This window comes from Pseudoruegeria sp. HB172150, assembly GCF_013184805.1.
GTDB lineage: Bacteria > Pseudomonadota > Alphaproteobacteria > Rhodobacterales > Rhodobacteraceae > Psychromarinibacter.
Genome location: NZ_JAATNG010000001.1, coordinates 2119199 through 2141993, shown reverse-complemented (window position 1 = coordinate 2141993; position 22795 = coordinate 2119199). Strand labels below are relative to the sequence as shown.

Annotated in this window: 25 protein-coding genes and 1 tRNA gene; 14 read left to right on the top strand and 12 right to left on the bottom strand. The window is 64.9% G+C overall.

The window, feature by feature from the left end:
- The first annotated feature begins 2 nt into the window (after positions 1-2).
- The gene (locus HCO70_RS10250; RefSeq protein WP_172295546.1) at positions 3-260 is read left to right on the top strand and encodes a hypothetical protein; all 258 of its coding nucleotides are present in this window, start codon (positions 3-5) and stop codon (positions 258-260) included.
- A gap of 7 nt (positions 261-267) precedes the next feature.
- On the opposite strand, the gene HCO70_RS10245 is transcribed toward HCO70_RS10250, so the two are convergent.
- A complete protein-coding gene (locus tag HCO70_RS10245) occupies positions 268-591 on the bottom strand; it encodes an iron-sulfur cluster assembly accessory protein (RefSeq protein ID WP_172295544.1) in 324 nt (107 codons plus the stop codon).
- 78 nt (positions 592-669) lie between these two features.
- Between HCO70_RS10245 and HCO70_RS10240 the strand changes: the two genes are divergently transcribed.
- On the top strand, positions 670-1809 hold the full coding sequence (locus HCO70_RS10240; protein ID WP_172295542.1) for a deoxyguanosinetriphosphate triphosphohydrolase: 1140 nt from the start codon (positions 670-672) through the stop codon (positions 1807-1809).
- A 10-nt stretch (positions 1810-1819) separates the two neighbouring features.
- Here HCO70_RS10240 and HCO70_RS10235 read toward each other — a convergent pair whose 3' ends face one another.
- Positions 1820-2362: a hypothetical protein gene (locus HCO70_RS10235; RefSeq protein ID WP_172295540.1), complete on the bottom strand. Its 543-nt coding sequence runs from the start codon at positions 2360-2362 to the stop codon at positions 1820-1822.
- Positions 2363-2587: 225 nt separating this feature from the next.
- On the opposite strand from HCO70_RS10235, the gene argS reads away from it, so the two are divergent.
- The 7 genes from argS (at position 2588) to HCO70_RS10200 (ending at position 9688) form a co-directional block, all read left to right on the top strand.
- Positions 2588-4306, top strand: a complete 1719-nt coding sequence (gene argS / locus HCO70_RS10230; RefSeq protein WP_172295538.1) for an arginine--tRNA ligase — start codon at positions 2588-2590, stop codon at positions 4304-4306.
- A gap of 89 nt (positions 4307-4395) precedes the next feature.
- Positions 4396-5316 carry an SPOR domain-containing protein gene (locus HCO70_RS10225; RefSeq protein ID WP_253913155.1) on the top strand — a complete coding sequence of 307 codons (921 nt, stop codon included), beginning with the start codon at positions 4396-4398 and terminating at the stop codon, positions 5314-5316.
- On the top strand, positions 5316-6341 hold the full coding sequence (locus tag HCO70_RS10220; protein ID WP_172296246.1) for a glycoside hydrolase family 3 protein: 1026 nt from the start codon (positions 5316-5318) through the stop codon (positions 6339-6341). Before HCO70_RS10225 ends, HCO70_RS10220 begins: the two co-directional genes overlap by 1 nt.
- The gene (locus HCO70_RS10215; protein ID WP_172295536.1) at positions 6319-7110 is read left to right on the top strand and encodes a ScpA family protein; all 792 of its coding nucleotides are present in this window, start codon (positions 6319-6321) and stop codon (positions 7108-7110) included. Before HCO70_RS10220 ends, HCO70_RS10215 begins: the two co-directional genes overlap by 23 nt.
- Entirely contained in the window at positions 7103-7753 is a 651-nt protein-coding gene (scpB, locus tag HCO70_RS10210; RefSeq protein ID WP_172295534.1) for an SMC-Scp complex subunit ScpB, read from the top strand. Before HCO70_RS10215 ends, scpB begins: the two co-directional genes overlap by 8 nt.
- Positions 7754-7765: 12 nt before the next feature.
- On the top strand, positions 7766-7963 hold the full coding sequence (locus tag HCO70_RS10205; protein ID WP_172295532.1) for a hypothetical protein: 198 nt from the start codon (positions 7766-7768) through the stop codon (positions 7961-7963).
- A 171-nt stretch (positions 7964-8134) separates the two neighbouring features.
- The gene (locus HCO70_RS10200; RefSeq protein WP_172295530.1) at positions 8135-9688 is read left to right on the top strand and encodes a diguanylate cyclase; all 1554 of its coding nucleotides are present in this window, start codon (positions 8135-8137) and stop codon (positions 9686-9688) included.
- Between the two features lie 18 nt (positions 9689-9706).
- Here the strand turns inward: HCO70_RS10200 and HCO70_RS10195 are convergent, their stop codons facing one another.
- The 7 genes from HCO70_RS10195 to rpmF form a co-directional block, all read right to left on the bottom strand.
- Entirely contained in the window at positions 9707-10789 is a 1083-nt protein-coding gene (locus HCO70_RS10195) for a 2'-deoxycytidine 5'-triphosphate deaminase (protein ID WP_172295528.1), read from the bottom strand.
- A 55-nt stretch (positions 10790-10844) separates the two neighbouring features.
- Positions 10845-10921 (bottom strand) — tRNA-Pro (locus tag HCO70_RS10190).
- A gap of 55 nt (positions 10922-10976) precedes the next feature.
- Positions 10977-11936 (bottom strand): MerR family transcriptional regulator, encoded by a 960-nt coding sequence (locus tag HCO70_RS24835; protein ID WP_253913154.1) that lies wholly within the window; start codon positions 11934-11936, stop codon positions 10977-10979.
- Between the two features lie 12 nt (positions 11937-11948).
- A complete protein-coding gene (gene ihfA, locus HCO70_RS10180) occupies positions 11949-12251 on the bottom strand; it encodes an integration host factor subunit alpha (protein WP_172296244.1) in 303 nt (100 codons plus the stop codon).
- Between the two features lie 95 nt (positions 12252-12346).
- Complete coding sequence (locus HCO70_RS10175) at positions 12347-13318, bottom strand: beta-ketoacyl-ACP synthase III (protein ID WP_172295526.1); 972 nt, start codon at positions 13316-13318, stop codon at positions 12347-12349.
- A complete protein-coding gene (gene plsX, locus HCO70_RS10170; protein WP_172295524.1) occupies positions 13315-14424 on the bottom strand; it encodes a phosphate acyltransferase PlsX in 1110 nt (369 codons plus the stop codon). The genes HCO70_RS10175 and plsX overlap by 4 nt, the downstream gene beginning before the upstream one ends.
- An 18-nt stretch (positions 14425-14442) precedes the next feature.
- Positions 14443-14649, bottom strand: a complete 207-nt coding sequence (gene rpmF / locus HCO70_RS10165) for a 50S ribosomal protein L32 (RefSeq protein WP_172295522.1) — start codon at positions 14647-14649, stop codon at positions 14443-14445.
- Positions 14650-15007: 358 nt separating this feature from the next.
- Between rpmF and HCO70_RS10160 the strand changes: the two genes are divergently transcribed.
- Positions 15008-16939, top strand: a complete 1932-nt coding sequence (locus tag HCO70_RS10160; RefSeq protein WP_172295520.1) for an elongation factor G — start codon at positions 15008-15010, stop codon at positions 16937-16939.
- A 42-nt stretch (positions 16940-16981) separates the two neighbouring features.
- On the opposite strand, the gene HCO70_RS10155 is transcribed toward HCO70_RS10160, so the two are convergent.
- Positions 16982-17542, bottom strand: a complete 561-nt coding sequence (locus HCO70_RS10155; protein ID WP_172295518.1) for a DUF177 domain-containing protein — start codon at positions 17540-17542, stop codon at positions 16982-16984.
- Between the two features lie 72 nt (positions 17543-17614).
- Here HCO70_RS10155 and HCO70_RS10150 point away from each other — a divergent pair, with 72 nt between their 5' ends.
- Positions 17615-18073 (top strand): outer membrane protein assembly factor BamE, encoded by a 459-nt coding sequence (locus tag HCO70_RS10150; RefSeq protein WP_253913153.1) that lies wholly within the window; start codon positions 17615-17617, stop codon positions 18071-18073.
- Positions 18074-18093: 20 nt separating this feature from the next.
- On the opposite strand, the gene msrB is transcribed toward HCO70_RS10150, so the two are convergent.
- Positions 18094-18489: a peptide-methionine (R)-S-oxide reductase MsrB gene (msrB, locus tag HCO70_RS10145; RefSeq protein WP_172295514.1), complete on the bottom strand. Its 396-nt coding sequence runs from the start codon at positions 18487-18489 to the stop codon at positions 18094-18096.
- 120 nt (positions 18490-18609) lie between these two features.
- Here msrB and HCO70_RS10140 point away from each other — a divergent pair, with 120 nt between their 5' ends.
- From HCO70_RS10140 to HCO70_RS10130, 3 genes are all read left to right on the top strand, one after another.
- Positions 18610-19359 carry a GNAT family N-acetyltransferase gene (locus tag HCO70_RS10140; protein WP_172295512.1) on the top strand — a complete coding sequence of 250 codons (750 nt, stop codon included), beginning with the start codon at positions 18610-18612 and terminating at the stop codon, positions 19357-19359.
- A 66-nt stretch (positions 19360-19425) separates the two neighbouring features.
- A complete protein-coding gene (locus HCO70_RS10135) occupies positions 19426-21264 on the top strand; it encodes an ABC-F family ATP-binding cassette domain-containing protein (protein WP_172295510.1) in 1839 nt (612 codons plus the stop codon).
- A 108-nt stretch (positions 21265-21372) separates the two neighbouring features.
- Positions 21373-22434, top strand: a complete 1062-nt coding sequence (locus HCO70_RS10130; RefSeq protein WP_172295508.1) for a DUF475 domain-containing protein — start codon at positions 21373-21375, stop codon at positions 22432-22434.
- Between the two features lie 10 nt (positions 22435-22444).
- Here HCO70_RS10130 and HCO70_RS10125 read toward each other — a convergent pair whose 3' ends face one another.
- A complete protein-coding gene (locus HCO70_RS10125) occupies positions 22445-22738 on the bottom strand; it encodes a helix-turn-helix transcriptional regulator (RefSeq protein ID WP_253913241.1) in 294 nt (97 codons plus the stop codon).
- Between the last annotated feature and the right edge of the window lie 57 nt (positions 22739-22795).

Below are 22795 nucleotides of genomic sequence, written 5' to 3'. Positions count from 1 at the left end.
GTATGACCGACGCGAAACGTCTCAGCCTTCACGCCTCGCACACGCATCTCTACCCGGGTGCCGGCGGGCGCTATGCGGGGACGTGGCGCGACGGGCCGTGCGCGCTGGAGTTCTCGGACGGGAACGTGGTGCAAGCGCGGTTGGTGAAGGAGGTTCTGGAGGTGCCGGAGCACCGGACGCTCGCCGGGACGCGGATCGCTCAGAAACGCTGGGAAATCCGCGGTGAATGCGACGGGTTCACAATCCTGCGGGCGGCCTAGACCGGTATCAGATCGAAAACGACGTTCCGCAGCCGCAGGACGAGGTGGCGTTCGGGTTTTCGATGACGAAGCGCGCGCCGATCAGTTCCTCGGTGAAGTCGATGGTGGCATCGGCGAGGAAGGGCAGGGAGACGCTGTCGACGACGACCTTCTCGCCGCCGCCTTCGAGGACGAGGTCATCGTCGGCCGGGTCGTCGAGCGAGATGTCGTACTGAAAGCCCGAACAGCCGCCGCCTTCGACGGCGACGCGCAGGGCCTTGCCCTGTTCGGCCGCACCGATCTCGGCCAGGCGGTTGTAGGCGCGCTCGGTCACCTTGGGCGGAAGGATCATCTCGGACTCCGGCATATCATTCCAGACACATAGCGCATATATGAGCCCCGGGACAGGGCGACAAGAACGGGGCAGGACATGCTTCAGCCATTTGCGGCGCGCGAAGAGGACTCGCGCGGACGCCTATTCGAAGAGGAACCGAGCCGGTTTCGAGATTGCTATCAGCGGGATCGCGACCGGATCGTGCATTCCAGCGCCTTCCGGCGGCTGAAGCACAAGACGCAGGTCTTCGTCGAGCATGAGGGCGACTATTTTCGCACACGCCTGACCCATTCCATCGAGGTCGCTCAGGTCGCGCGCACCGTCGCGCAGGCGCTTGGGCTGAACACCGATCTTGCCGAAGCCGTTGCCCTGGCCCACGACCTTGGCCATCCGCCCTTCGGCCATACCGGCGAGGACGCGCTGTCGCGGCTGATGAAGCCCTATGGCGGCTTCGACCATAACGCGCAGGCGATCCGCATAGTGACCGCGCTCGAACGTCATTACGCTGAATTCGACGGGCTGAACCTGACCTGGGAGACGCTGGAAGGCATCGCAAAGCACAATGGCCCTGTGGTGGGCGAGGTGCCCTATGCGCTGGCGGAGTTCAACGCGGTCTACGACCTGGAACTTCACACCCATGCCAGCATAGAGGCGCAGGTCGCCGCACTTTCCGACGATATCGCCTACAACTCGCATGACCTGCATGACGGGCTGCGTGCGGAGCTGTTCTCGACCGAGGACCTGTCGCAGCTGCCCCTGCTCAGCGAGTGTTTCGCGGCGACCGACGAGAAATACCCGAACCTGAACCTCTACCGCCGCCGGCACGAGGCGCTGCGCCGGTTCTTCGGCATCCTCGTCGATGACGTTGTGACCCAGGCAAAGATGCGTCTGGCCGAGCTGCAGCCGCAGACGGCGATGGATATCCGCCTTGCCGGCCGCCCGATGGTGCGGTTTTCGGACGAGATCTGGGAACAGCTGAAGGTCACCCGCGAGTTCCTGTTTCACCAGATGTACCGCGCGCCCGACGTGGTGAAGGTGCGCAAAAAGGTGACCAAGGCCGTGGACGGTCTGTTCCCGTTCTTCATGGATAACCCGGCCTACCTGCCGAAACAGTGGCGCAAGGAAGTGGCCGAGGTGCCGGACGAAACTGCGCTGGCGCGCATCGTCTGCGACTATATCTCGGGGATGACGGACCGGTTCGCGCTGCGCGAGTGGAAGCGGCTGAAGAAGCTTTAGGTGCGGTCCGTCAATCGAGACCGATATAGGTCAGGGCGTAGACCGACAGCTTGTTCAGCTCTTCCGTCAGGTCTTCGTCCTCGACTTCCGGGAACACGATCAGGGTCGGACCGAGCTGTCCAAGGGCGATCGGCAGGCCGTCGATCCGGGTGGCAAGGATCGGCTGCTGCGTCTCTACCATGTCCCACGCAATTTCCACTTCGTACCCATCGAGCGCCATCGGGTGCGAAGTCTTGCCCTGTGCGCCCGCCATGGTCAGCACATCGGCGAGCAGCGGGCCGCTGTAGGTCGCGGCGCCCTCGTCGGCGAACAGGGTCCGCGTGATTTCCTGCTGTGGCAGCGTGTCCAGGATGGCCAAGTCGAGGCCGATACCGGTGCCGTATTCAAGTTCCAGATAGTTGAAGAAGCCCCGCTTTTCCGGGTCGGGCGCGGCGCCGTTGGCTTCGGCGGTGCCGCCAAGGGTGACGATCACCAAGCCCTCGGGTTCCGGCACCTCGGCCAGCGCCGGCGTGGCGAGTGCCAATGTCAGAGCGGCCAAAAACGACAAACGCATCCTTCAAATCCTTCCGCTGAGTCCAAATTCGGCGCCACTCTAGCCCCGCGCAATTGTTTCGCGAGTTATGAATCTCGACAGGTGGTATGTGGGCGAAATCCAGCCCTGCAGCGCCGGACGCAGGCGCGTTCTGCGCGTCCATTGCCGGGCCGCGCGGGGAAAGACCGGCTTGACCCTTCGCTTGCCTCTGTTACAGCAGCAACCTGCCATTCACCGGAGACATCGATGAACCTGTTTTCAGAGATCAGAGACCTCGTTCTGGACCAGCTGGCCGCGCTGGCGGCCGAGGGCGTGCTGCCCGAGGGGCTGGACACCGCCAACGTGACGGTCGAGCCGCCGCGAGACGCGGCGCACGGGGACATGGCGACGAACGCGGCGATGGTGCTGGCGAAACCGGCGGGCATGAAGCCGCGCGATATTGCCGAGACGCTGGCGGCGAAGCTGGCGGGCGATGCGCGGATCGAAAGCGCCGAGGTGGCGGGGCCCGGGTTCCTGAACCTGCGGCTGTCGGCGGATGTCTGGCAAGGGCTGGTGACGCGTGTGCTGGCCTCGGGCGAGGCCTATGGCCGGTCCGATATGGGCAAGGGCACGAAGGTGAACGTCGAATACGTCTCGGCGAACCCGACCGGTCCCCTGCATGTGGGCCACACGCGCGGCGCGGTGTTCGGGGATGCGCTGGCGTCCTTGCTGGATTACGCGGGCTACGACGTCACGCGGGAGTATTACATCAACGACGGCGGCGCGCAGGTGGATGTGCTGGCGCGGTCCGCCTTCGAACGCTACCGGGAAGCCTGCGGGCTGGATCCGGAAATCGCCTCGGGCCTCTATCCCGGCGACTACCTGATCCCGGTGGGCGAGGCGCTGAAGGAGAAATACGGCGAGGAGCTGCTCGACAAGGGAGAGCAGTACTGGCTGGCCGAGGTGCGCGAATTCGCGACCGAGCGGATGCTGGCGATGATCAAGGAGGATCTGGGCGTTCTGGGCGTCGAGATGGACGTCTATTTCTCTGAGAAGTCGCTTTACGGCACCGGCCGGATCGAGGCGGCGCTTGATGATCTGAACGACAAGGGCCTGATCTACGAGGGCGTGCTGGAGCCGCCGAAGGGCAAGGTGCCGGAGGACTGGGAGCCGCGCGAGCAGACGCTGTTCCGGTCGACCGAGCATGGCGACGACGTGGACCGCCCGGTGAAGAAATCGGACGGCGCGTGGACCTACTTCGCGCCGGATATCGCGTACCATTATGACAAGATTACCAGAGGGTTCGACGCGCTTATTGATGTGTTCGGCGCGGATCACGGCGGGTACGTGAAACGGATGAAGGCCGCCGTCAGCGCGCTGTCGGACGGCAAGGTGCCGCTGGACATCAAGCTGACGCAGCTGGTGCGGCTGTTCAAGAACGGCGAACCGTTCAAGATGTCGAAGCGGGCCGGCAACTTTGTCACCCTGCGCGACGTGGTGGATCAGGTCGGGCCCGACGTGACCCGTTTCGTGATGCTGACGCGGAAGAACGACGCGCCGCTGGATTTCGACTTTGACAAGGTGCTGGAGCAGTCGCGGGAGAACCCCGTTTTCTACGTGCAGTACGCCAATGCGCGGGTGCATTCGGTGCTGCGCAAGGCGGCGGAGCAGGGGCTCGACATCTCGGACACTCCGACGCTGGAGGACGAGGCCGAGATCGCGGTGGCCAAGAAGCTCGCGGAGTGGCCACGGCTGGTGGAAATCGCCGCGCGGACGCATGAACCGCATCGCGTTGCGTTCTATCTTTACGAGCTGGCCAGCGATTTCCATTCGCTCTGGAACAAGGGCAACGAAAAGCCCGAGCTGCGTTTTCTACAGGACGATTCCGCCTCTGTGGAAAAAATTGCCCTGCCACGGGCCGTTGGCGTTGTTATTTCAGCCGGTCTTGGTATTCTTGGCGTGACCCCGGTCGAGGAAATGCGCTGATAAACAGGCGCAACCCGGCCTCAGCGGGTCTTGAGCAGGCAAGATAAGCCCAAAGAGCGCGGCGGCGCCGAAAGGGCAGTGAGGCAGACATGGCGGATATGTATCTGGGCGGACGCGCAGAGCCGGACGGTGTAGCCGGTCAAAGCGTTTTCGGCTTCATTTTCAATTGGGTGGGTGCAATCAGTTCGGTGGCGTTGATCGCCGGGCTCGGGCTGTGGGGTTACCAGCTATTGATGCGCGACGTGTCCGGCGTGCCGGTGGTGCGCGCGCTGGAAGGGCCGATGCGCGTCACGCCGGAAGAACCCGGCGGCGAACAGGCGGAACATCAGGGGCTGGCGGTGAACAACGTCGCCGCCGAGGGCGTGGCCGAAGGGCCCGCCGACCGGCTTGTGCTGGCCCCGCCGCCACTGGACCTGACCGAAGAGGATCAGCCGACGCCGACGCTCAGCGCGTCGGAGGCGACCGAAACCACCGAGGTGATCGCGTCGCCGGAGGAACGGGCCTCTGCGGATGATGTCATGGCGCTGGCCGATGAGCTGACAAGCGGCGTCACGCCGCTCTCTGCCATCATCGAGGAAAAGGACATGGCGGCCGAGATCATTCCGGCCAGTATCCCCGGTGTCTCGGCTTCGCCGGTGCCAAGGGTTCGCCCCGCCGGTTTCGGTGGCGGCACCGACGCGACGGCCGAAGCGGTTGCCGCCAGCGTTGCCCGCGCCGTGGCCGCCCCGGCGGTCGAGGTCGATCCCGAAACCATCGCCGAGGGCACCCGTCTGGTACAGTTCGGCGCCTTCGCCAGCCCCGACGAGGCGCGGCAGGAATGGGCGCGGCTCGACGCCCGGTTCACCGATTTCCTGACCGACAAGAGCCGCGTCATCGAAAAGGCGGTCTCGGGTGGCAAGACCTTCTACCGCCTGCGCGCCGAGGGTTTTGAGGATATCGCCGACGCACGGCGCTTCTGTTCGGCCTTCGTGGCGGAGAAACAGGCGTGCATCCCGGTGGTCGCCCGCTGATGGCCGGGCTTACCTCGGTCATACTTGGCTGCGACGGTCCGCGCCTTACGCCGGAGGAACGCCGCTTCTTCGCCGAGGTGCAGCCCTGGGGCTTTATCCTGTTCGCCCGCAACGTCCAGACACCGGATCAGGTCAAACGTCTGACCGATGGGCTGCGCGACGCGGTGGGCCGCGACGCCCCGATCCTGATCGACCAGGAAGGCGGCCGGGTGCAGCGGATGGGCCCGCCGCACTGGCGGCAATGGCTGCCGCCGCTGGACCAGATGGCGATTGCGGGCTGCAACGCCGCGCGGACGATGGAGCTGCGTTATCGGATCATTGCGTCGGAATTGCGCAACGTGGGCATCGATGTGAATTGCGGTCCGACCTGCGACATCGCCGAGGACGGGACGCATCCGATCCTCAAGAACCGCTGCTATGGCACCATGCCCGGCCCGGTGACGGACGCGGCCCGCGCCGTGATCAAAGGACTGCGCGCCGGCGGTGTATCCCCGGTGATGAAGCACATGCCCGGACATGGCCGCGCGCTTGTCGACAGCCACCTTGGCCTGCCTGTGGTGACCGAAAGCGCCGAAGCGCTGCGCGCCTGGGATTTTGCGCCGTTCACCGCGCTGTCTGACCTGCCGATGGCGATGACCGCGCATATCGTCTTTACCGCCTTCGACCCGGACCAGCCGGCGACCACCTCTGTCATCATGCAGCGGGTGATCCGCGAGGAGATCGGCTTCACCGGTCTTCTGATGACCGACGACATTTCTATGGAGGCGCTTGCAGGCGGGCTGGCGGACCGTACCGCCGCCGCGCATGCCGCAGGATGCGACCTTGTCCTTCACTGTTCCGGCCGGATGGCCGAGATGCAGGAGGTCGTGGGTGCGTCGCATACGCTGTCGGGCGTTGCCCTGCTGCGTGCAGAGGCCGCTCTGGCCGCGCGGCCGAACCCCGTCCCCATTGACATTGCGGAGGCGGAAGCGGAGCTTGAGGCGCTATTGAAACATGGTGCCGATGACAGACGAGTCAGCCTTTGAAAATGTCGAAAGCGTCGAGGCCCGCCGGGCGGCCGAGGCGCTGATCGTCGATGTCGACGGCTTCGAGGGGCCGCTCGACCTGCTGCTGACCCTGTCGCGCACCCAGAAGGTCGATCTGCGCAAGATTTCCGTCCTGCAGCTGGCCGAGCAATACCTTGTTTTCGTGAAAAAGGCGCAGCAGCTTCGCATCGAGCTCGCCGCCGACTATCTGGTGATGGCCGCATGGCTCGCCTTTCTGAAGTCGCGCCTGCTGCTGCCGCCCGATCCGACCGAGGAAGGACCTTCGGGCGAGGAACTGGCCGCGCATCTGGCGTTCCAGCTGGAACGCCTGCAGGCGATGCGCGAGGTGGCAGCGCGGCTGATGGGCCGCGATCAGAAGGGCCGCGACTTTTTCGTGCGCGGTATTCCCGAGAACATGGAACGGGTCCGGCGGATCACCTACACCGCGACGCTGCTGGATCTGATGCAGGCTTATGCCCGGATCCGCACCAAGGACGATTTCCGCCCCTTCGTGATGGACCGGGACCGGATCCTGACGATGGAGCAGGCGCTGGACCGGATGCGTCCTCTGATCGGCTTTGCCGGTGAATGGACCGACATCATGTCCTACCTTCCCGAAGGCTGGGAAACCGAGCCGCAGCTGCGCCGTTCGGCCACGGCGGCGACATTCGCGGCCTCGCTGGAACTGGCCAAGGAAGGTCGGATCGAGATACGGCAGGCCGAGACCTACGCGCCGATCCAGATACGCAGAAGGAACACGGATGGCTGAGGAACAGGAGGAAAGCCTGTTCGAGGCCCCGCCGATGGGCGAGCAGGAGCGCATGGTCGAGGCAATCCTTTTTGCCTCTGCCGAACCGGTCTCGGTTGTCGAACTGAATGCGCGGATGCCGCATGGCGCCGACGCGTCGGAGGCGCTGGTTCACCTGAAGAAGCGGTACGAGGGCAGGGGCGTTCACCTTGTCCGCGTCGGCGATGCCTGGGCGCTGCGCACCGCGCCGGATCTCGGCTTTCTGATGCAGAAGGAGACGGTGGAGACGCGGAAGCTGTCCCGCGCCGCCATCGAGACGCTGGCGATCATCGCCTATCACCAGCCGGTTACGCGGGCGGAGATCGAGGAAATCCGTGGCGTATCCGTGTCCAGAGGCACCGTCGACCAGCTATTGGAGCTGGAATGGATCAAATTCGGCCGCCGCAGGATGACACCGGGCCGCCCCGTCACATATGTCGTGACGGAAGAGTTCCTTGATCACTTCGGGCTGGAAAACGCTCGCGACCTGCCGGGGCTGAAGGAGCTGCGCGAGGCGGGGCTGCTGGAAAGCCGGCCACAGATGGGGCCGCTGCCGGCGGGCGAGAGCGAAGAAGACGACGACGAGGCCGTGCCCGATACCGATCAGGGCGAGATGTTCGAATAGGAGGCCCGCAGGATGAACACGAACCGACTGGTGAACATGGCGATCCGCTATCTGACGCGGAAGGGGATGTTCATGGGCGTTGATGCGGCCACGAAACGCATGAACCGCAATGGCGCTCCGGCAGACCCGAAACAGAAGCGCCAGAACGCCGATGCCGCCAAGCGCGCGCGGCAGGGCATGCGGGCGCTGCGGCGGCTGACCCGCTTCTGACCGGCGCAAGTGTTAACGGCCCCGTCGGTCGTAAGGGATTCATTTAAAACTCACGCCAAACTCGCTCCGCCGGTTTAGCTCTCTTTTACCGCGCCGGCGCTAAACGATCCCCAATCGAGGTGGCGGCAGGATCCTGGATCCCCGCCGGCTTTGGGGGCCGATGGTGTGACGATGACCGATCAGGCAGCGAATGCGACTGGCGTTTCCGGTGTGAAACCGGGGCGGCGCTCAATGCGGCTGGTGCGCTGGGTCCACGGCATGCGCTACAGCCTTGTCTGGGCGGTGCTGGCCATGGGTTTCTTGGTCTTCGCGGGCTACGCTCTTGGGAACGAAAGGATGTTCCGCCCCGTGGAAGGTGGTGGTGGGACCCATCCCCTGACGCTTTTCTGCGTCTACCTCCTGGCTGCCGCCGTTTCCACCTACCGGCCCCTGCGCCGCCTGACCTTCGTCGCGCGCCTGTTTGCCGGCCTGGTCGTCGTCATCTGCCTCGCGCGGTTCGCGGAGGTTCTCATTGCCGGGAACGACATGCCGTTCAGCGACCTGTTCCTGCTGCCGGGCGTGCCCGTCGATCCTGACAATCCGATCCGCATGGGTGCGAACACTGCCTGGGTGGCACTGGCCGTGGCACTCGGTCTGCTGCTCCGGCGCGAACTGCCGCGCAGCGGCTTCTTCTTCGCCTCCGCTGCGCCTTTCCTGCCACTGATGTCGCTGATCGGCTATTCCGACGGGGTGAACCGGTTTCACGGCGCGATGTCGCCTATCTCGGCGCTTATGCTGCTGGTTCTGGCAGTCGCAGTGCTCAGCACCTATGCCCATCTCGCCTCGGTGCGAGTCCTGATGCGGGACGATCTGCCCGGGCGGCTGGTGCGTTACCAGATCATGGCGATCACGGTCTTCTTCGGTGCCTGCGCCTTCCTGCTGCCGCGTGTCGGGGCGGATTACGGGGCAATCTTTGCCACCGTGACGATCTGGTTCAGCATCGCCATGGTGACCTATACCAGCCAGCTGCACGAGAAATCCGACCTGCGGCGGCGGCTGGTGGAACGCCGGCTGAAATGGGAATCGGTGACCGATCCGCTGACCGGGCTTACCAATCGCCGCGCCGCGACGGCGCTTGGCCAGAACCTGTTCGCGCAGGCCTGCCGCACCGGCGAGGCAATGTCGGCGTTGATGATGGATCTCGATCACTTCAAGCGCGTCAACGACACCTATGGCCATGCCGAGGGTGACCGCGTGCTGCGCGATGTGGCCGAGGTCCTGCGTACACGCCTGCGTCGCACCGATGTGCTCTCGCGCTGGGGCGGTGAGGAATTCCTGCTGCTGCTTCCCGGCGCCGGCGAGGTCGAGGCGCATGGTGTCGCCGAAGAGCTGCGCCGCCTTGTCGCAGCCCGGGTGAAACCGCCCGCCGGCCCGGTCCATCTGCCGATCACCGCGTCCATCGGCGTCGCCGGGCAATCGACCTCTGACGAAGACCTGAACGAGCTGATCCAGCGTGCCGATGCCGCGCTCTATGCCGCGAAGGATCAGGGCAGGGACCGCGTCGTCGGCTGTCACCAGCTGGTCGAACTGCAGACCGGCGCACCATGCCCGCATGCCAGCCCGGAAGGACGCGGCAATCCGGGCCCCGGTTTCGGGGCGTCGCCCTGCGGCGACTGCCCGCTCCACGGCTGCGCTTCGCGCATGGTGACAGAGACCTTCATGATCCCGAAGGCAAAACCGGCCTGACCGGTCACGACGCGCCGGTCAGGCAGCGCGGAAGTGCTTCGACAGCTTCAGTCCCTGGCCCTGGTAGTTCGACGCAATCCCCGCCCCGTAGAGCTGCTCCGGCCGCTCTGCCATCTGCTCGTAGACCAAACGCCCCACAACCTGCCCGTGCTCAAGCACGAAGGGCGCTTCGTGGCACCGCACCTCCAGCACCCCGCGCGACCCGGCGCCGCCCGCAGCGGAATGCCCGAACCCGGGGTCGAAGAACCCGGCATAATGCACCCGGAATTCGCCCACCATCGCGAGGTATGGCGCCATCTCGGCGGCGTAATCCGGCGGGATATGCACCGCCTCGCGGCTGACGAGGATATAGAACGCGCCGGGGTCGAGGATGATGCGCCCATCCTTGGTGTGCAGCTCTTCCCAGTATTCGGCGGGGTCGTATTCGCCGATCCGGTCCAGATCGATCACCCCGGTATGCGGCTTGGCGCGGTAGCCCACCAGCGTCCCGTCGCGCGGTTTCAGGTCGACGGAGAACCCCAGGCCCTCACCGATCACCGCCTCGCCATCCACCAGCGGCTCCTGCGCGTGAAGCGCGCGCAGGGTGTCGTCGTCCAGCACCGCGTGTCCACGACGGAACCGTATCTGGTTCAACCGCATTCCCGGGCGGACCAGCACCGAGAAGGAGCGGGGGCAGATCTCGGCGTAAAGCGGCCCGACATAACCCGGCAGGATCCGGTCGAACTCGGTGCCGCCATCGGTGATCGTCCGGGTGAGCAGGTCGAGCCGCCCGGTGGAGCTTTTCGCATTCGCCACCGCCTGAATGCCCTCTGGCAGGGCGAGCCGCTCCATCAGCGGCACCACATAGACACAGCCCTTTTCCAGCACCGCGCCGTTGGTCAGGTCGATCTCGTGCATTGTGAATTCGTCCAGCCGGTCGGCGACCTTCGCGCCCTGACCCGCAAGGAACGACGCGCGCACGCGGTAGGCACGGGTGCCGAGACGGAGATCGAGCGAGGCGGGCTGGATCTGAGCAGGGTCGATCGGCGGATCGGCGGCGAGCACGCCCGAGGCGATCATCGCCTCGATCTCCTGGCTCGGCAGCACGCCGGTCCGGCTCATCGCCCCCTCCGATACGACAACGCCCGCGGCGCAGGCTCGCGGGCGGAGAATTCCTTGGTCGGGCTAGCAGGACTTGAACCTGCGACCTTCCGTCCCCCAGACGGACGCGCTACCAGACTGCGCCATAGCCCGACGCGAGCCCCTTCATACTGGTTTTGCCGGGCGGGGCAAGGGCGGAATGGGTCCGTCAGTGACTGTGCTCCGCATCCATGCGGTCACGCAATTCGGCAAGCTGCCGGTAGATCGGCAACAGGTGCTCCGGCGGCGCCTTGGCACCGGCGCGGAGCCGCTCGAGTACCTCGTCGGCGATGGTCGGGCCATCGGGAATCGCGGCGGCTTCGGGCAGCACCAGCGGAGCCGGGCGCGGCGGTTCCGGAATAGCGGCGGCATCGGTGGCGGGCTCCGGCTCGGGGCTGTGCTCGAGGTCGTAGGGCTGCACCGGCTGCGCTTGCATCGGTTCAGATGCTGGCGCGGGTTCATGCACGGATTTCGGCGCAGGTGTCTCCGGCTCTGCCTGAGCCGGTTGGGCGGACCCGTGAGAGAATCCGGGGAAGGACGGCTGATCGTCTTCTTCGTCCGCAGCGGGCGGCTCTGCCGGTTCCGGCGTATCGGCGATCTCCGGTTCCGCCGTGGGCGGCTCGGGCGCCGCGCTGAACGGCACCGATGGTGCCACGGGTTCCGGCTCCGGTTTGGGCTCGGCGGGCGTGGCAGCAAATGCGGGTGGGCGGTCGGATTCCGCGACCGCCGGCTCCTCGGCAGTTGACGCGGCAAAGGGGTTCACGGTTTCGCCGGTGGGTGCGGGCGTGTGCGGCGGCACCGGATCGGGCAGGGTGGCGGCGGATGCCTCCGCTGGCTCCGGCTCTTCAGATCCGTCCAGCGGCTGCGACAGCGCGGCCACGTGCTTTACGCCCTCCGTGCGCAGGATCTTCTGCACGCCGCGGATCGTCAGCCCGTCATCGTGCAGCAGCTTCTTGATCCCGCCCAGCAGCGCCATGTCGTTGGGACGGTAATACCGCCGGCCCCCGGCGCGTTTCACCGGCTTGATCTGGGTGAAGCGGGATTCCCAGAATCGCAGGACGTGGGTCGGTGTGCCGAGCCAGTCGGCAACTTCGCTGATCGTGCGGAATGCGTCGGGCGACTTGTCCATGCGGTTCGGGTCTTAACCCTTGTTGCCCGCCGCCACGCGATCTTTCATCAAATGCGACGGGCGGAAGGTCAGCACCCGCCGGGGGAGAATCGGGACCTCCTCGCCGGTCTTCGGGTTGCGTCCGACCCGTGCCGCCTTGTCACGCACCGAGAAAGTCCCGAAAGACGAGATCTTCACGGTTTCCCCCGAAACAAGCGCATCGGACATGTGATCGAGAACCGATTCCACGAGCTGCGCGGATTCGTTGCGGGAAAGGCCGACCTCGCGAAATACTGCTTCGCTCAGGTCCATACGGGTCAAGGTCTTGCTCATCAAACGCTCCCATCCGGAATTACGGCAGGATAGTTCGGGAAAATTTTCGGAGTCAACATCAACCAAAGGGGCTATGCGATTGACTCGCCGCTTTTTTCCTACCAGCGCAGGACGACGGAGCCCCAGGCGAGCCCGCCACCGATGGCCTCGGTCACGATAAGGTCGCCCGGTTTGATCTGTCCGCGCTCCACGCCGACCGATAGCGCCAACGGAATTGACGCAGCGGAAGTGTTGCCGTGGTCTTGGACCGTTACAACGACATGGTCCATCGGAACGCCGAGTTTCTGGGCCGTTGCCTTGATGATCCGCAGGTTGGCCTGGTGCGGCACGATCCAGTCGACATCGTCATGGGTCAGCCCGGCCTTTTCCAGCGCCGCGTCGGCGGTCTTGGCCAGCTTTTCGACCGCGTGGCGGAAGACTTCCTTGCCCTGCATCCGCAGGTAACCCGTGGTCTGGGTCGAGACGCCGCCGTCGACATAGAGCAGTTCGCGGTGGCGGCCGTCGGAATGGAGATCCACAGACAGGATGCCGCGGTCGGCGGTTTCGCCGGTGCCCTCGGCGGCTTCCAGCACCACCGCGCCGGCCCCGTCGCCGAACAGCACGCAGGTGGATCTGTCTGTCCAGTCCATGATCCGGCTGAAGGTCTCGGCGCCGACCACGAGGATCCGCTGCGCCTGTCCGGAGATGATCATCGCGTTGGCATTCGACAGCGCATAGATGAACCCGGCACAGACCGCCTGCACGTCAAAGGCAAAGCCGCCGTCCATGCCCAGCTTGGCCTGCAGCATTGTCGCGGCGGAAGGGAAGGTCAGGTCGGCGGTCGAGGTGGCGAGGATGATCGCGTCGATATCGGTCGCCTTCACACCGGCGCTTTTCAGCGCGGCGGTGGCCGCGTGAAAGGCGAGATCAGAGGTGGTTTCCCCTTCGGCGGCGAAATGCCGGCGCTCGATTCCCGACCGTGACCGGATCCACTCGTCCGACGTGTCGAGCGTCTTCTCGAACTCCGTGTTCGGGACGATCCGTTCGGGTAGATAGTGACCGACACCAGTTACGACGGCGCGTTTTATCATTGATTATTACCGTGCCCGGCCTCTTTACTGGCGGCATCATTGCCCGGCATGGCAGCGGATGCAACCCGAGCGGCCAAACGTTCGGTAAAGTTCGATTGAGCGAGGCGGAAGGCCAGCTTGATCGCCGCCGAAACGCCCGTTGAATCCGCCGCGCCGTGGCTTTTCACCACGGTCCCATTCAGGCCCAGGAACACACCTCCGTTGACCCGGCGCGGATCGGTCCGCTTTTGCAGACGGCGCAAAGATGTCACCGCCAGCAGTGCTGCTATCCGCGACAGCGGCGTCGCCTTGAACGCCTCGGCCAGAAAGTCGCGGATCAGCGTCGCGATGCCTTCGCCGGTCTTTAGCGCGATATTGCCGGTGAACCCGTCGGTGACGATCACGTCGACGCGGTCAGACGGGATATCGCCGCCTTCGACGAACCCGACATAGTCGTAGCCGCCCAGCGACTGCGCGTTCGACAGCATCTCGCCCGCGATCTTCAGCTCGGCCCGGCCCTTGTGCTCTTCGGTGCCGACGTTCAGCAGGCCGACGCGCGGACGGTCCAGCCCCATGCCGTTGCGGGCGTAGGACGCACCCATCATAGCGTATTGCAGCAGGTCGTCTTCGTCGGCACGGATGTCGGCGCCCACGTCCAGCATCATGTTGAAACCGCCGGGGTTTCGCGACGGCCACAGGCACGCGATGGCGGGACGGTTCACGCCCTCCAGCTTTCTCAGCCGCACCATCGACAGCGCCATCAACGCGCCGGTATTGCCGCAGGAAACACAGGCCTGCGCCTCGCCGTTGCGAACTGCTTCGATCGCCGACCACATCGAGGTGCCCTTGCCGTGACGCATCACGTGGCTGGGCTTCTCGTCCATGGTGACGACGCCCTCGGTATCGCGGATTTCGCAGCAATCCTTAAGCTGCCAGCGCTTGGCGACGAGCGGCTCAAGCTCGGTCCGGCGACCGTGCAGGATGAAGGCAATTTCCGGATTCTTCGCGGCGGACTTCGCACAACCGGCAACAACGGCGGCCGGTCCCCGGTCGCCGCCCATTGCATCGACAGAAATTACATAGCGTTGGGCGCCTTCGACTGGCAATTGCGTGTCACTGGCACCCATACTGACGCCTGTTCCGGCTTACGCCGCGTCTTCGTCCAGATCGATTTCATCGACCATGGCGACGATTTCGCGGTCGTCGTAGTGGCCGCAGGACGGGCAGACGTGATGCGGGCGTTTCAGCTCGCCACAGTTGGAGCACTCGTTCGGATTCGCACCGTTGAGCGCGTGATGCGACCGGCGCATGTTGCGCCGCGACTTGGTAACTTTATTCTGAGGGACAGCCATGTCTCAACCTCGGTTTACGGCGGGCCTAAGCGCCCTGATTTCGTGATGCGGCGCGGGGTGCGCAACCCTTCGGCCCGGATATCTCAGAGAGGGCGCGAACATACTGCGATTTCTTTCCCATGCAAGGGGTTTTTCCACGATTTTGTAACACCCCCGAGAGGCGCGTATCAGACGGGAAAGATTGTCGCAATCCGTGTGTCTCCGGCGAAATTTCTTGACGCGGGGGGCGGCCTCGTCCGAGCATGACCGGTACCCGCCCGGGCTTTGCGCCCATGAAGCGGGGCAGAGGCAGGCATATCCGCATCCGTTCGGGCAGGGCGCCACGCGCCATGTGCCACCACAACGGAGGAGGATGATTATGCGTTGCTTCACGGTACTCGGACCGTCGCAATCCGGTAAAACGACCCTTGTCTCGGCCCTGGCGGGGCTGGACGGGCGAGCGCAGGAAAGCCGTTTCTCCGACCGTTTCACGCTGACGACATTCGATTATCTAGGCGAACCCTGGGGCGCCTTCGACATCACCGGCGGATCCGACAACCTTGGTGCTGCGGGTCACGCGCTGGCGGCGTCCGACCATGCCGTGCTGGTGTTGCCGCCGCATCCCGACGCCGCGCCGCAGGCCGCGCCCTACCTGCGTCTGATCGAGGAGGCGGGTGTCCCATGTTCCCTTTTCATTAATCACATGGACGGTTTCGAAGGGCGGGTACGAGACATCGTGGCCGCCCTTCAGCTTTATGCGAGTCATCTTCTGGTCCTGCGCCAGGTGCCGATCCGCGAGGGCGGAGAGATCGTCGGCGCGGTCGACCTGATCTCGGAACGCGCCTGGGAATACCAGGAAGGCCAGCCTTCCAACCTTGTCGAGATGCCCGATGGCGTGCGCGACCGCGAACAGGAGGCGCGGACAGAGCTGCTGGAATGCCTGGCCGATTTCAACGACGACCTCCTGGAGCAGCTGATCGAGGACAAGGTGCCCGCGCCTGACAGTGTGTTCTCGATGGTTGCCGATATGCACATGCGCAACGAGCTGATCCCCGTCTTCCTGGGCTCCGCGCTGCATGCCAACGGCGTAACCCGGCTGATGAAGGACCTTCGCCACGAATCGGGAAGCGCCGAGGCGGTGGCGGAGCGTATGGGCATTGCGCCGGACGCGGTGATCGGGGTCTATGCGGACAACCGCAAACATGTCGGCAAATCTGTTCTTCTGCGCGCCCTGGGCGGCGGGCTGACGCAGGGCCAGTCGCTTGGTGGCGGCGGCATCGGTGCGCTGAACGGGCCGGACGGCAAGCCGATGAGCGGGGCGGTTGATCCCGGCGGGCTGGCCGTCGCGGTGAAGTCCGACCATCTCAACCCGGGGATCGTTTACAGCGGCGGCGACGCCAATCCGGTTCCCGAATGGGCCTACGGCCCGCCGCCGGTCTTTCGCCGGGTGCTGACCCCGGCCAACGAGCGCGATGACGCGCGCCTTTCCGGCGCTCTGTCGCGGATCGAAGCGACCGATCCCGGCCTGCAACTTGGCCAGGACGAGGATAGCGGCCACATCCTCGCCTGTCTGCAGGGTCCGATGCACCTGCGCCGTGTGATGCAGACCCTGAAGGACGATTTCGACATCGTGGTGGAAGAACACGTGCCAGCGGGATCGTATCGCGAGACGATCTCGGCCAGCAGCGACACCCATTACCGGCACCGCAAGCAATCGGGCGGTGCAGGGCAATTCGCGGATATCCAGATGACGGTCAAGCCGCAGGCCCGGGGCGATGGTTTTGCCTTCGATGAAGTGGTGAAGGGCGGCGCCGTGCCGCGGAACTACATTCCCGCGGTGCAGGCGGGGTGCGAGGAGGCGCTGAAGACCGGGCCGCTGGGGTTCCGGGTGATCGACGTGGCAGTGACCCTGACGGACGGCAAGCATCATTCGGTCGACAGCTCTGACTTTGCCTTCCGCACTGCGGGGCTGATGGGCATGCGTTCGGCGCTGCAGGAGTGCAACCCGGTGCTGCTGCAGCCGATTGACCAGGTCGATATCCATCTGCCTTCGGTCTACACCGGCGCGCTGGTTGGCGAGATCTCGTCGCTGAAGGGGCAGGTGCTGGGCTTCGACCCGCATCCGACCGCCAAGGGCTGGGACGTGTTCCATGCCCTGATCCCGGCGCCGGCGCAGGACGCACTGTTCCAGTCCCTGGGCGGGCTGACACACGGGACCGGCTGGTACGAGACCCGGTTCGACCACTACGAGGAGATCCACGGCCGCGAAGCCGAGAAGGTGCGCGCCGAGCGGGCGGAGGCGGTGGCCTGAACCGGATCGGACTGCGGGTTGCAATCCGGCTGGCGGCTCTGCCTATCCGTCCTTGCCCATCTTGTCCTTCAGCGAGGCAAGCCCGGCGAACGGCTTGGTCTCTTCCTCGCTGATCGGCTCGGCGCCCGGCGCCGCAAAGGTCTCCTCGACCGGCGCGGCACCGTCGACATGCGGGTAGAGCGGCAGGTTGAGCGCGAGTTCCTCGATCATCAATGCTTCGAGGTCCAGAACTGCCGGCAGTTCCTCGATCGTGTCGTCCTCGGGGATCTCTACCTCGTCGCCTTCCGGCATCGGCGGCGGATCGGCAAGGTAGCGGCGGGTGATGTCTGCGTCGATCCGCGTGGTCACCGGCTCCAGCGTCGAGACGCAGGGCTGCACGACCGTTGCCCCGATCTGCGCTTCCAGCCGCCAATCGGATTTTCCCTCGGGAATCAGGCGTCCTTTCAGCCGCAGCTTACGCAGGCCCAGCAGGTCCAGCTCCTCGGCGATGGCCGCGCGGGCGGTGGCGTCCGGCTGCAGCAGGACATCGCGCACACCGTCGCCGTGAAGCCCCTGAAGGCGCAGGCGCGGCGTGCCGGCCTCGGGTTGCGGGGTGTCTTCCATTCCCTTGATCCTTCAGCCTTCCTTCTGTAAGCGGATTAAAAGCTCAGCCATATCATGGCAAGAGGGGGCAGTATGGGCAGGCATATCACCGGTTTCCGGGTCATTCTACTGGCGGGTCTGCTGGGCCTTCTGGCGGCCTGCTCGAACATCGACCGGAGCCATGGTTATGTCCCCCTGGACGAGGATTTGAACCAGCTTATCGTCGGCGTCGACACGCGGGAAACCGTCGAAGAGGTCGTTGGTCCGCCCTCCGTGTCCGGCATCCGCAGCGTCGGCGGCTGGTACTATGTGAAAAGCAAGTTCCGCGCCTATGGCTTTCGCGAGAACAAGGAAATCGGCCGCGAAGTCGTTGCGATCACCTTCGACGAGCAGGGTGTGGTCCGGAACATCGAGCGCTTCGGCCTCGAGGACGGCCGCGTCATCGCGTTGTCGCGCCGCGTCACCGACAGCAACATCGAGGGCGTCTCGTTCCTGCGGCAGCTCTTCGGCAGCGTCGGCAACTTCACCGCTGAACAGCTTCTGGGGCAGTAGCCCCGGGGCGGCCGGACCGGTCACCCCTCGTCGGGCTTGAACTCCAGCGCCACGCCGTTGATGCAGTAGCGCAGCCCGGTCGGCTGCGGTCCGTCGGGGAAGACGTGGCCCAGATGCGCCTCGCACTGGTTGCAGTGCACCTCGGTGCGCTTCATGAACCAGCTGCGGTCGACGCTCTCGCCCACCATCTCGGGGTCTTTTGGTTCCCAGAAAGACGGCCAGCCGCTGCCGCTGTCGAACTTGTGCGCCTGATCGAACAGCGGCGCGCCGCAGCAGACGCAGGCGAAGGTGCCGGGCGCTTTCGGGAAATCATCATGGGTGAAGGCCCGCTCGGTGCCGTGCTTGCGAGTGACCTTGTAGGTCAGGTCATCAAGCTCTGCGCGCCATTCCTCGTCGGTCTTCGTCACCTTGCTCATTTGTCCGCTCCCGTTCCGTTTCGTCAGACGCCTGTCACATCTTGTGTGTAGGCATGGTCAAAACCATAGCTAAGATACAGGCACGGCTTTCCAAGCCAAGCATTCGTGAAGAGGTGTGGCATGCTTCGCAAGGGCAGGTACGACGCACGGCTGGCGGAAACGCGCGCAGATGTAGTGGCGGCGCAGGAACTGCGCTACCGCACCTTCATCGCCGAGACCGGCGCTTCCCCGCGCGAGGGCGGGCGTGATGCGGATCCTTTCGACGAGATCTGCAGCCATGTGCTTGTGGAAGAGGTCAAGACCGGACGCCTCGTCTGCTGCTTCCGGCTTTTGCCGCTCAAGGATGGTGGCGAGATCGCGCGCAGCTACTCGGCGCAGTATTACGATCTGGACGCGCTGGAGGCCTACGGCGGCAAGATGGTCGAGATGGGGCGGTTCTGCATCGCTCCCGACCATGCGATGGATCCGGATATCCTGCGCGTCGCCTGGGGCGCGATGACTCGTTTCGTTGACGAGCAGGAGGTGGAGATGCTGTTCGGCTGCTCCTCTTTCCACGGGACGGAGACGGAGGCTTATCTCGACGCCTTCGCGATGCTGAAGGAACGCCACCTTGCGCCGAAGCGCTGGCTGCCGCGGGTGAAGGCGCCGAAGGTATTCCGTTTCGCTGCGCGGCTGCGACGCAAACCGGACCTGAAGGCGGCTATGAAGACGATGCCGCCGCTGCTGCGCACCTACCTGATGATGGGCGGCTGGGTCAGCGATCACGCGGTGGTCGATCAGGACATGAACACGCTGCATGTCTTTACCGGGCTGGAGATCTCTGCGGTGCCGCCAGCGCGGAAGCGGGCGCTGCGGATGGTGGCCGGGTAGGGCGTTACACCGGCAATCGCGCGGCCCCCGTTGACGTTTCACGGGCGCGGTTATAGCTCGCGCTGCATGGCACGGGCACCTCTTCTTCAGCTTTCCGACATCGCGCTGACTTTCGGCGGCAATCCCCTGTTCGACGGGGTCGACCTTGTCGTGCAGCCGGGCGACCGCATCGCGCTGGTCGGCCGCAACGGCTCCGGCAAGTCGACGCTGATGAAGGTACTCGCGGGGATGGTGGAGCCGGACCGCGGCGACCGCGTTCTGTCGCCGGGGACAGGCACCGGTTACATGGAACAGCACCCGGATCTCTCGGGTTTCGCCACGCTCGGAGATTTCGCCGCCAGCGGGTTGGACGCCGCCGACGCCTACCGGGTCGAGATGGCTGCCGAAGGACTGAAATTCGATCCTGCCACGCCGGTCGGGGCGGCTTCGGGCGGCGAGCGACGGCGTGCGGCGCTGGCCAAGCTGATGGCCGAGGTGCCGTCACTGATGCTGCTCGACGAGCCCACCAACCACCTCGACATCGAGGCGATCGGATGGCTGGAAGAACAGCTGAAGGCGACCCGCGCTGCTTATGTCCTGATCTCGCACGACCGCGCCTTCCTGCGCGCCTTGACGAAAACCACGCTCTGGCTCGACCGGGGCGAAGTGCGGCGGCAGGAACGCGGCTTTGCCGATTTTGAAGTCTGGCGCGACAAGGTCTGGGAAGAAGAAGACGTCGCCCGCCACAAGCTGGATCGCAAGATCAAGGCGGAGGCGCGGTGGGCTGTCGAAGGCATCAGCGCCCGGCGCAAGCGCAACATGGGGCGGGTCCGTGCACTGCAGGATCTGCGGGCCGAGCGCGCCTCGCTGATCCGGCGCCAGGGCGCCGCCGAAATGGCGCTGGAGGCGGGCCCGCAATCCGGCAAGCGTGTCATCGAAGCGAAAGAGATTTCAAAGAGCTATGACGGAAAGCTCATCCTGAAGCCTTTCTCTCTGCGGGTGCTGCGGGGCGACCGGGTGGCCTTTGTAGGGCCGAACGGCGTGGGCAAGACCACGCTGCTGAAAATGCTGACCGGGGAAATCGCGCCGGACAGCGGCACGGTCACCCAGGGAACGAATCTGGAAATTGCTGTCTTCGATCAGAACCGCTCGCAGCTCGATCCCGATGCGACGCTTTGGGACAGCCTGACCAACGATCCGCAGATGAAGATTTCGGGCCAGTCCGATCAGGTGATGGTGCGCGGCACGCCGCGCCACGTGGTGGGTTACCTGAAGGATTTCCTGTTCGACGAGGCGCAGGCCCGCGCCCCGGTGCGCTCGCTTTCCGGGGGAGAGAAGGCGCGGTTGCTGCTGGCGCGGATCATGGCGCGGCAGTCGAACCTGCTGGTGCTGGACGAACCTACGAACGATCTGGATATCGAGACGCTGGACCTGCTGCAGGAACTGTTGGGCGATTATGACGGCACCGTTCTGCTGGTCAGCCACGACCGGGATTTCATTGATCGCGTCGCATCGACCACCATCGCGATGGAGGGGGACGGGCGTGCTGTGATCTATGCCGGGGGCTGGAGCGATTACCGGGTGCAGCGGGGCGATGCCGGGGCGGACGTGAAACCGGCTTCTCCGAAACCCGCTCTGAAACCCGAAAAGGTGGAAAAACCCGAGGCGAAACCGGCAAAACCGGTGGGCAATGGCCTGAGCTTTACCGAGAAACACCGGCTCGACGTTTTGCCTGGAGAGATGGAGCGGCTGGAGGCGGAAATCGCGAAACTGACCCAGTTTCTCGCCGATCCGGAGCTTTTCACCCGTGAGCCGGTGAAGTTCCGCAAGGCCTCCGACGCGCTGGTCGAGCGGCAATCGGCGCTGTCCGCCGCCGAGGAAGAATGGCTTTCGCTCGAGGAAAAGGCAGAAGCCGCGCGGACGTGACTGCGGCACGGTGGCAACACGGCCCGGCGGGCGTGCCATCCACCTTGGAAACCGGCGTGATCGCACCTAGCTAGACTGTCATGGGGACAGACGGAGCTTAGCCACGACATGGCACGCAGCACGATCGCCTACTTCCGGTGGGCATTTCTCGTCACGGTTGTGGGATTGCTGCTGACCGCCTGGCTTGGCTGGACCTGGACAGGTACACTGGCCGGGACCCTGACATTCCTGATGATCGGTGCGGTCCTGGCGGTTCTGGAGATCTCGCTGAGCTTCGACAACGCCATCGTCAACGCCAACAAGCTGAAATACATGACCCCGAAGTGGCAGCACCGGTTCCTGACCTGGGGTATCCTGATCGCCGTTTTCGGCATGCGGATCATCTTTCCTCTGGCCGTCGTTGTGGTCGCCGCCGGTATCAGCCCGTGGGCCGCGGTCAAACTGGCGGCGACGGAGCCCCATGCCTACGCCCAGATCATGGAAGGCGCGCATGTCAGCATCGCGGCCTTCGGCGGCGCATTCCTGATGATGGTGGCGCTCACCTATTTCATCGACGAGGGGAAAGAGGTCGACTGGATCGGCGCGCTGGAATGCCAGCTGCGACGCTGCGCGCCCATCAGGGGCATGCAGTTTTCCACCGTTCTCGTGCTGCTCCTGATCTTCGCAAGCCTGCTGGACGAGGCGCACCGGTCGGAGTTCCTCTATGCCGGCCTCTTCGGTCTTGTGGTCTTTACGCTGGTGGAGATCCTGGGCCAGGTTCTGGACAAACGCGAGCAGGCCAAGGCTATCGGCGCCGGGGGCGGGCTGGGAGCATTTCTTTACCTTGAAGTGCTGGACGCCAGCTTTTCCTTCGACGGCGTGATCGGCGCCTTTGCGCTGACACACAACCTTTTCCTGATCGCCATCGGGCTGGGCATCGGTGCGATGTACGTGCGCTCGATGACCATCATGCTGGTGGAGAAGAAGACGCTGGCGCAGTTCCGCTATCTGGAGCACGGCGCCTTCTATTCGATCTTCGCGCTATCAGTGATCATGTTCGCCCAGTCGATCTACGAGATACCGGAACTCATCACCGGGCTGATCGGGGCAGGGCTGATCCTGCTGGCGCTCTGGTCCTCGATGCGCTGGAACCGGCGTCACGGTCACGAAGGCGTCGCCGGGTTCGAATGATTTCGCCGTGTCAGGCCTCGGAGTCCTTGCCGCAGAACAGGTCGTAGACCACTTCCATGATCCGCGTCGAACGGTCGTCGGCAAGGCTGTAATAGATCGTCTTGCCTTCGCGCCGGGGGGTCACCAGCCCCTCCAGCCGCAGCCGCGAAAGCTGTTGCGACACCGCCGCCTGCCGCGCCGACAGCAGCTCTTCCAGCTCCGTTACCGATTTCTCGCCGCTGGCCAGGTGGCACAGGATCATCAGCCGCCCTTCGTGGCTGATCGCCTTGAGGAAATTCGCCGCTGCCTGAGCGTTCCGGGTCATACGGTCGAGATCGGCCGAGGATTTGTTACCGGTGAAAGCGGGCAGGGTATCGCTGTC

What these genes read in the sequence shown, in the direction of transcription:
- HCO70_RS10250 (WP_172295546.1), top strand. Translation starts at nt 3, where the DNA reads ATGACCGACGCGAAACGTCTCAGCCTTCACGCCTCGCACACGCATCTC.
- HCO70_RS10245 (WP_172295544.1), bottom strand. Translation starts at nt 591, where the DNA reads ATGATCCTTCCGCCCAAGGTGACCGAGCGCGCCTACAACCGCCTGGCC.
- HCO70_RS10240 (WP_172295542.1), top strand. Translation starts at nt 670, where the DNA reads ATGCTTCAGCCATTTGCGGCGCGCGAAGAGGACTCGCGCGGACGCCTA.
- HCO70_RS10235 (WP_172295540.1), bottom strand. Translation starts at nt 2,362, where the DNA reads ATGCGTTTGTCGTTTTTGGCCGCTCTGACATTGGCACTCGCCACGCCG.
- argS (WP_172295538.1), top strand. Translation starts at nt 2,588, where the DNA reads ATGAACCTGTTTTCAGAGATCAGAGACCTCGTTCTGGACCAGCTGGCC.
- HCO70_RS10225 (WP_253913155.1), top strand. Translation starts at nt 4,396, where the DNA reads ATGGCGGATATGTATCTGGGCGGACGCGCAGAGCCGGACGGTGTAGCC.
- HCO70_RS10220 (WP_172296246.1), top strand. Translation starts at nt 5,316, where the DNA reads ATGGCCGGGCTTACCTCGGTCATACTTGGCTGCGACGGTCCGCGCCTT.
- HCO70_RS10215 (WP_172295536.1), top strand. Translation starts at nt 6,319, where the DNA reads ATGACAGACGAGTCAGCCTTTGAAAATGTCGAAAGCGTCGAGGCCCGC.
- scpB (WP_172295534.1), top strand. Translation starts at nt 7,103, where the DNA reads ATGGCTGAGGAACAGGAGGAAAGCCTGTTCGAGGCCCCGCCGATGGGC.
- HCO70_RS10205 (WP_172295532.1), top strand. Translation starts at nt 7,766, where the DNA reads ATGAACACGAACCGACTGGTGAACATGGCGATCCGCTATCTGACGCGG.
- HCO70_RS10200 (WP_172295530.1), top strand. Translation starts at nt 8,135, where the DNA reads ATGACCGATCAGGCAGCGAATGCGACTGGCGTTTCCGGTGTGAAACCG.
- HCO70_RS10195 (WP_172295528.1), bottom strand. Translation starts at nt 10,789, where the DNA reads ATGAGCCGGACCGGCGTGCTGCCGAGCCAGGAGATCGAGGCGATGATC.
- HCO70_RS24835 (WP_253913154.1), bottom strand. Translation starts at nt 11,936, where the DNA reads ATGGACAAGTCGCCCGACGCATTCCGCACGATCAGCGAAGTTGCCGAC.
- HCO70_RS10175 (WP_172295526.1), bottom strand. Translation starts at nt 13,318, where the DNA reads ATGATAAAACGCGCCGTCGTAACTGGTGTCGGTCACTATCTACCCGAA.
- plsX (WP_172295524.1), bottom strand. Translation starts at nt 14,424, where the DNA reads ATGGGTGCCAGTGACACGCAATTGCCAGTCGAAGGCGCCCAACGCTAT.
- rpmF (WP_172295522.1), bottom strand. Translation starts at nt 14,649, where the DNA reads ATGGCTGTCCCTCAGAATAAAGTTACCAAGTCGCGGCGCAACATGCGC.
- HCO70_RS10160 (WP_172295520.1), top strand. Translation starts at nt 15,008, where the DNA reads ATGCGTTGCTTCACGGTACTCGGACCGTCGCAATCCGGTAAAACGACC.
- HCO70_RS10155 (WP_172295518.1), bottom strand. Translation starts at nt 17,542, where the DNA reads ATGGAAGACACCCCGCAACCCGAGGCCGGCACGCCGCGCCTGCGCCTT.
- HCO70_RS10150 (WP_253913153.1), top strand. Translation starts at nt 17,615, where the DNA reads ATGGGCAGGCATATCACCGGTTTCCGGGTCATTCTACTGGCGGGTCTG.
- msrB (WP_172295514.1), bottom strand. Translation starts at nt 18,489, where the DNA reads ATGAGCAAGGTGACGAAGACCGACGAGGAATGGCGCGCAGAGCTTGAT.
- HCO70_RS10140 (WP_172295512.1), top strand. Translation starts at nt 18,610, where the DNA reads ATGCTTCGCAAGGGCAGGTACGACGCACGGCTGGCGGAAACGCGCGCA.
- HCO70_RS10135 (WP_172295510.1), top strand. Translation starts at nt 19,426, where the DNA reads ATGGCACGGGCACCTCTTCTTCAGCTTTCCGACATCGCGCTGACTTTC.
- HCO70_RS10130 (WP_172295508.1), top strand. Translation starts at nt 21,373, where the DNA reads ATGGCACGCAGCACGATCGCCTACTTCCGGTGGGCATTTCTCGTCACG.
- HCO70_RS10125 (WP_253913241.1), bottom strand. Translation starts at nt 22,738, where the DNA reads ATGACCCGGAACGCTCAGGCAGCGGCGAATTTCCTCAAGGCGATCAGC.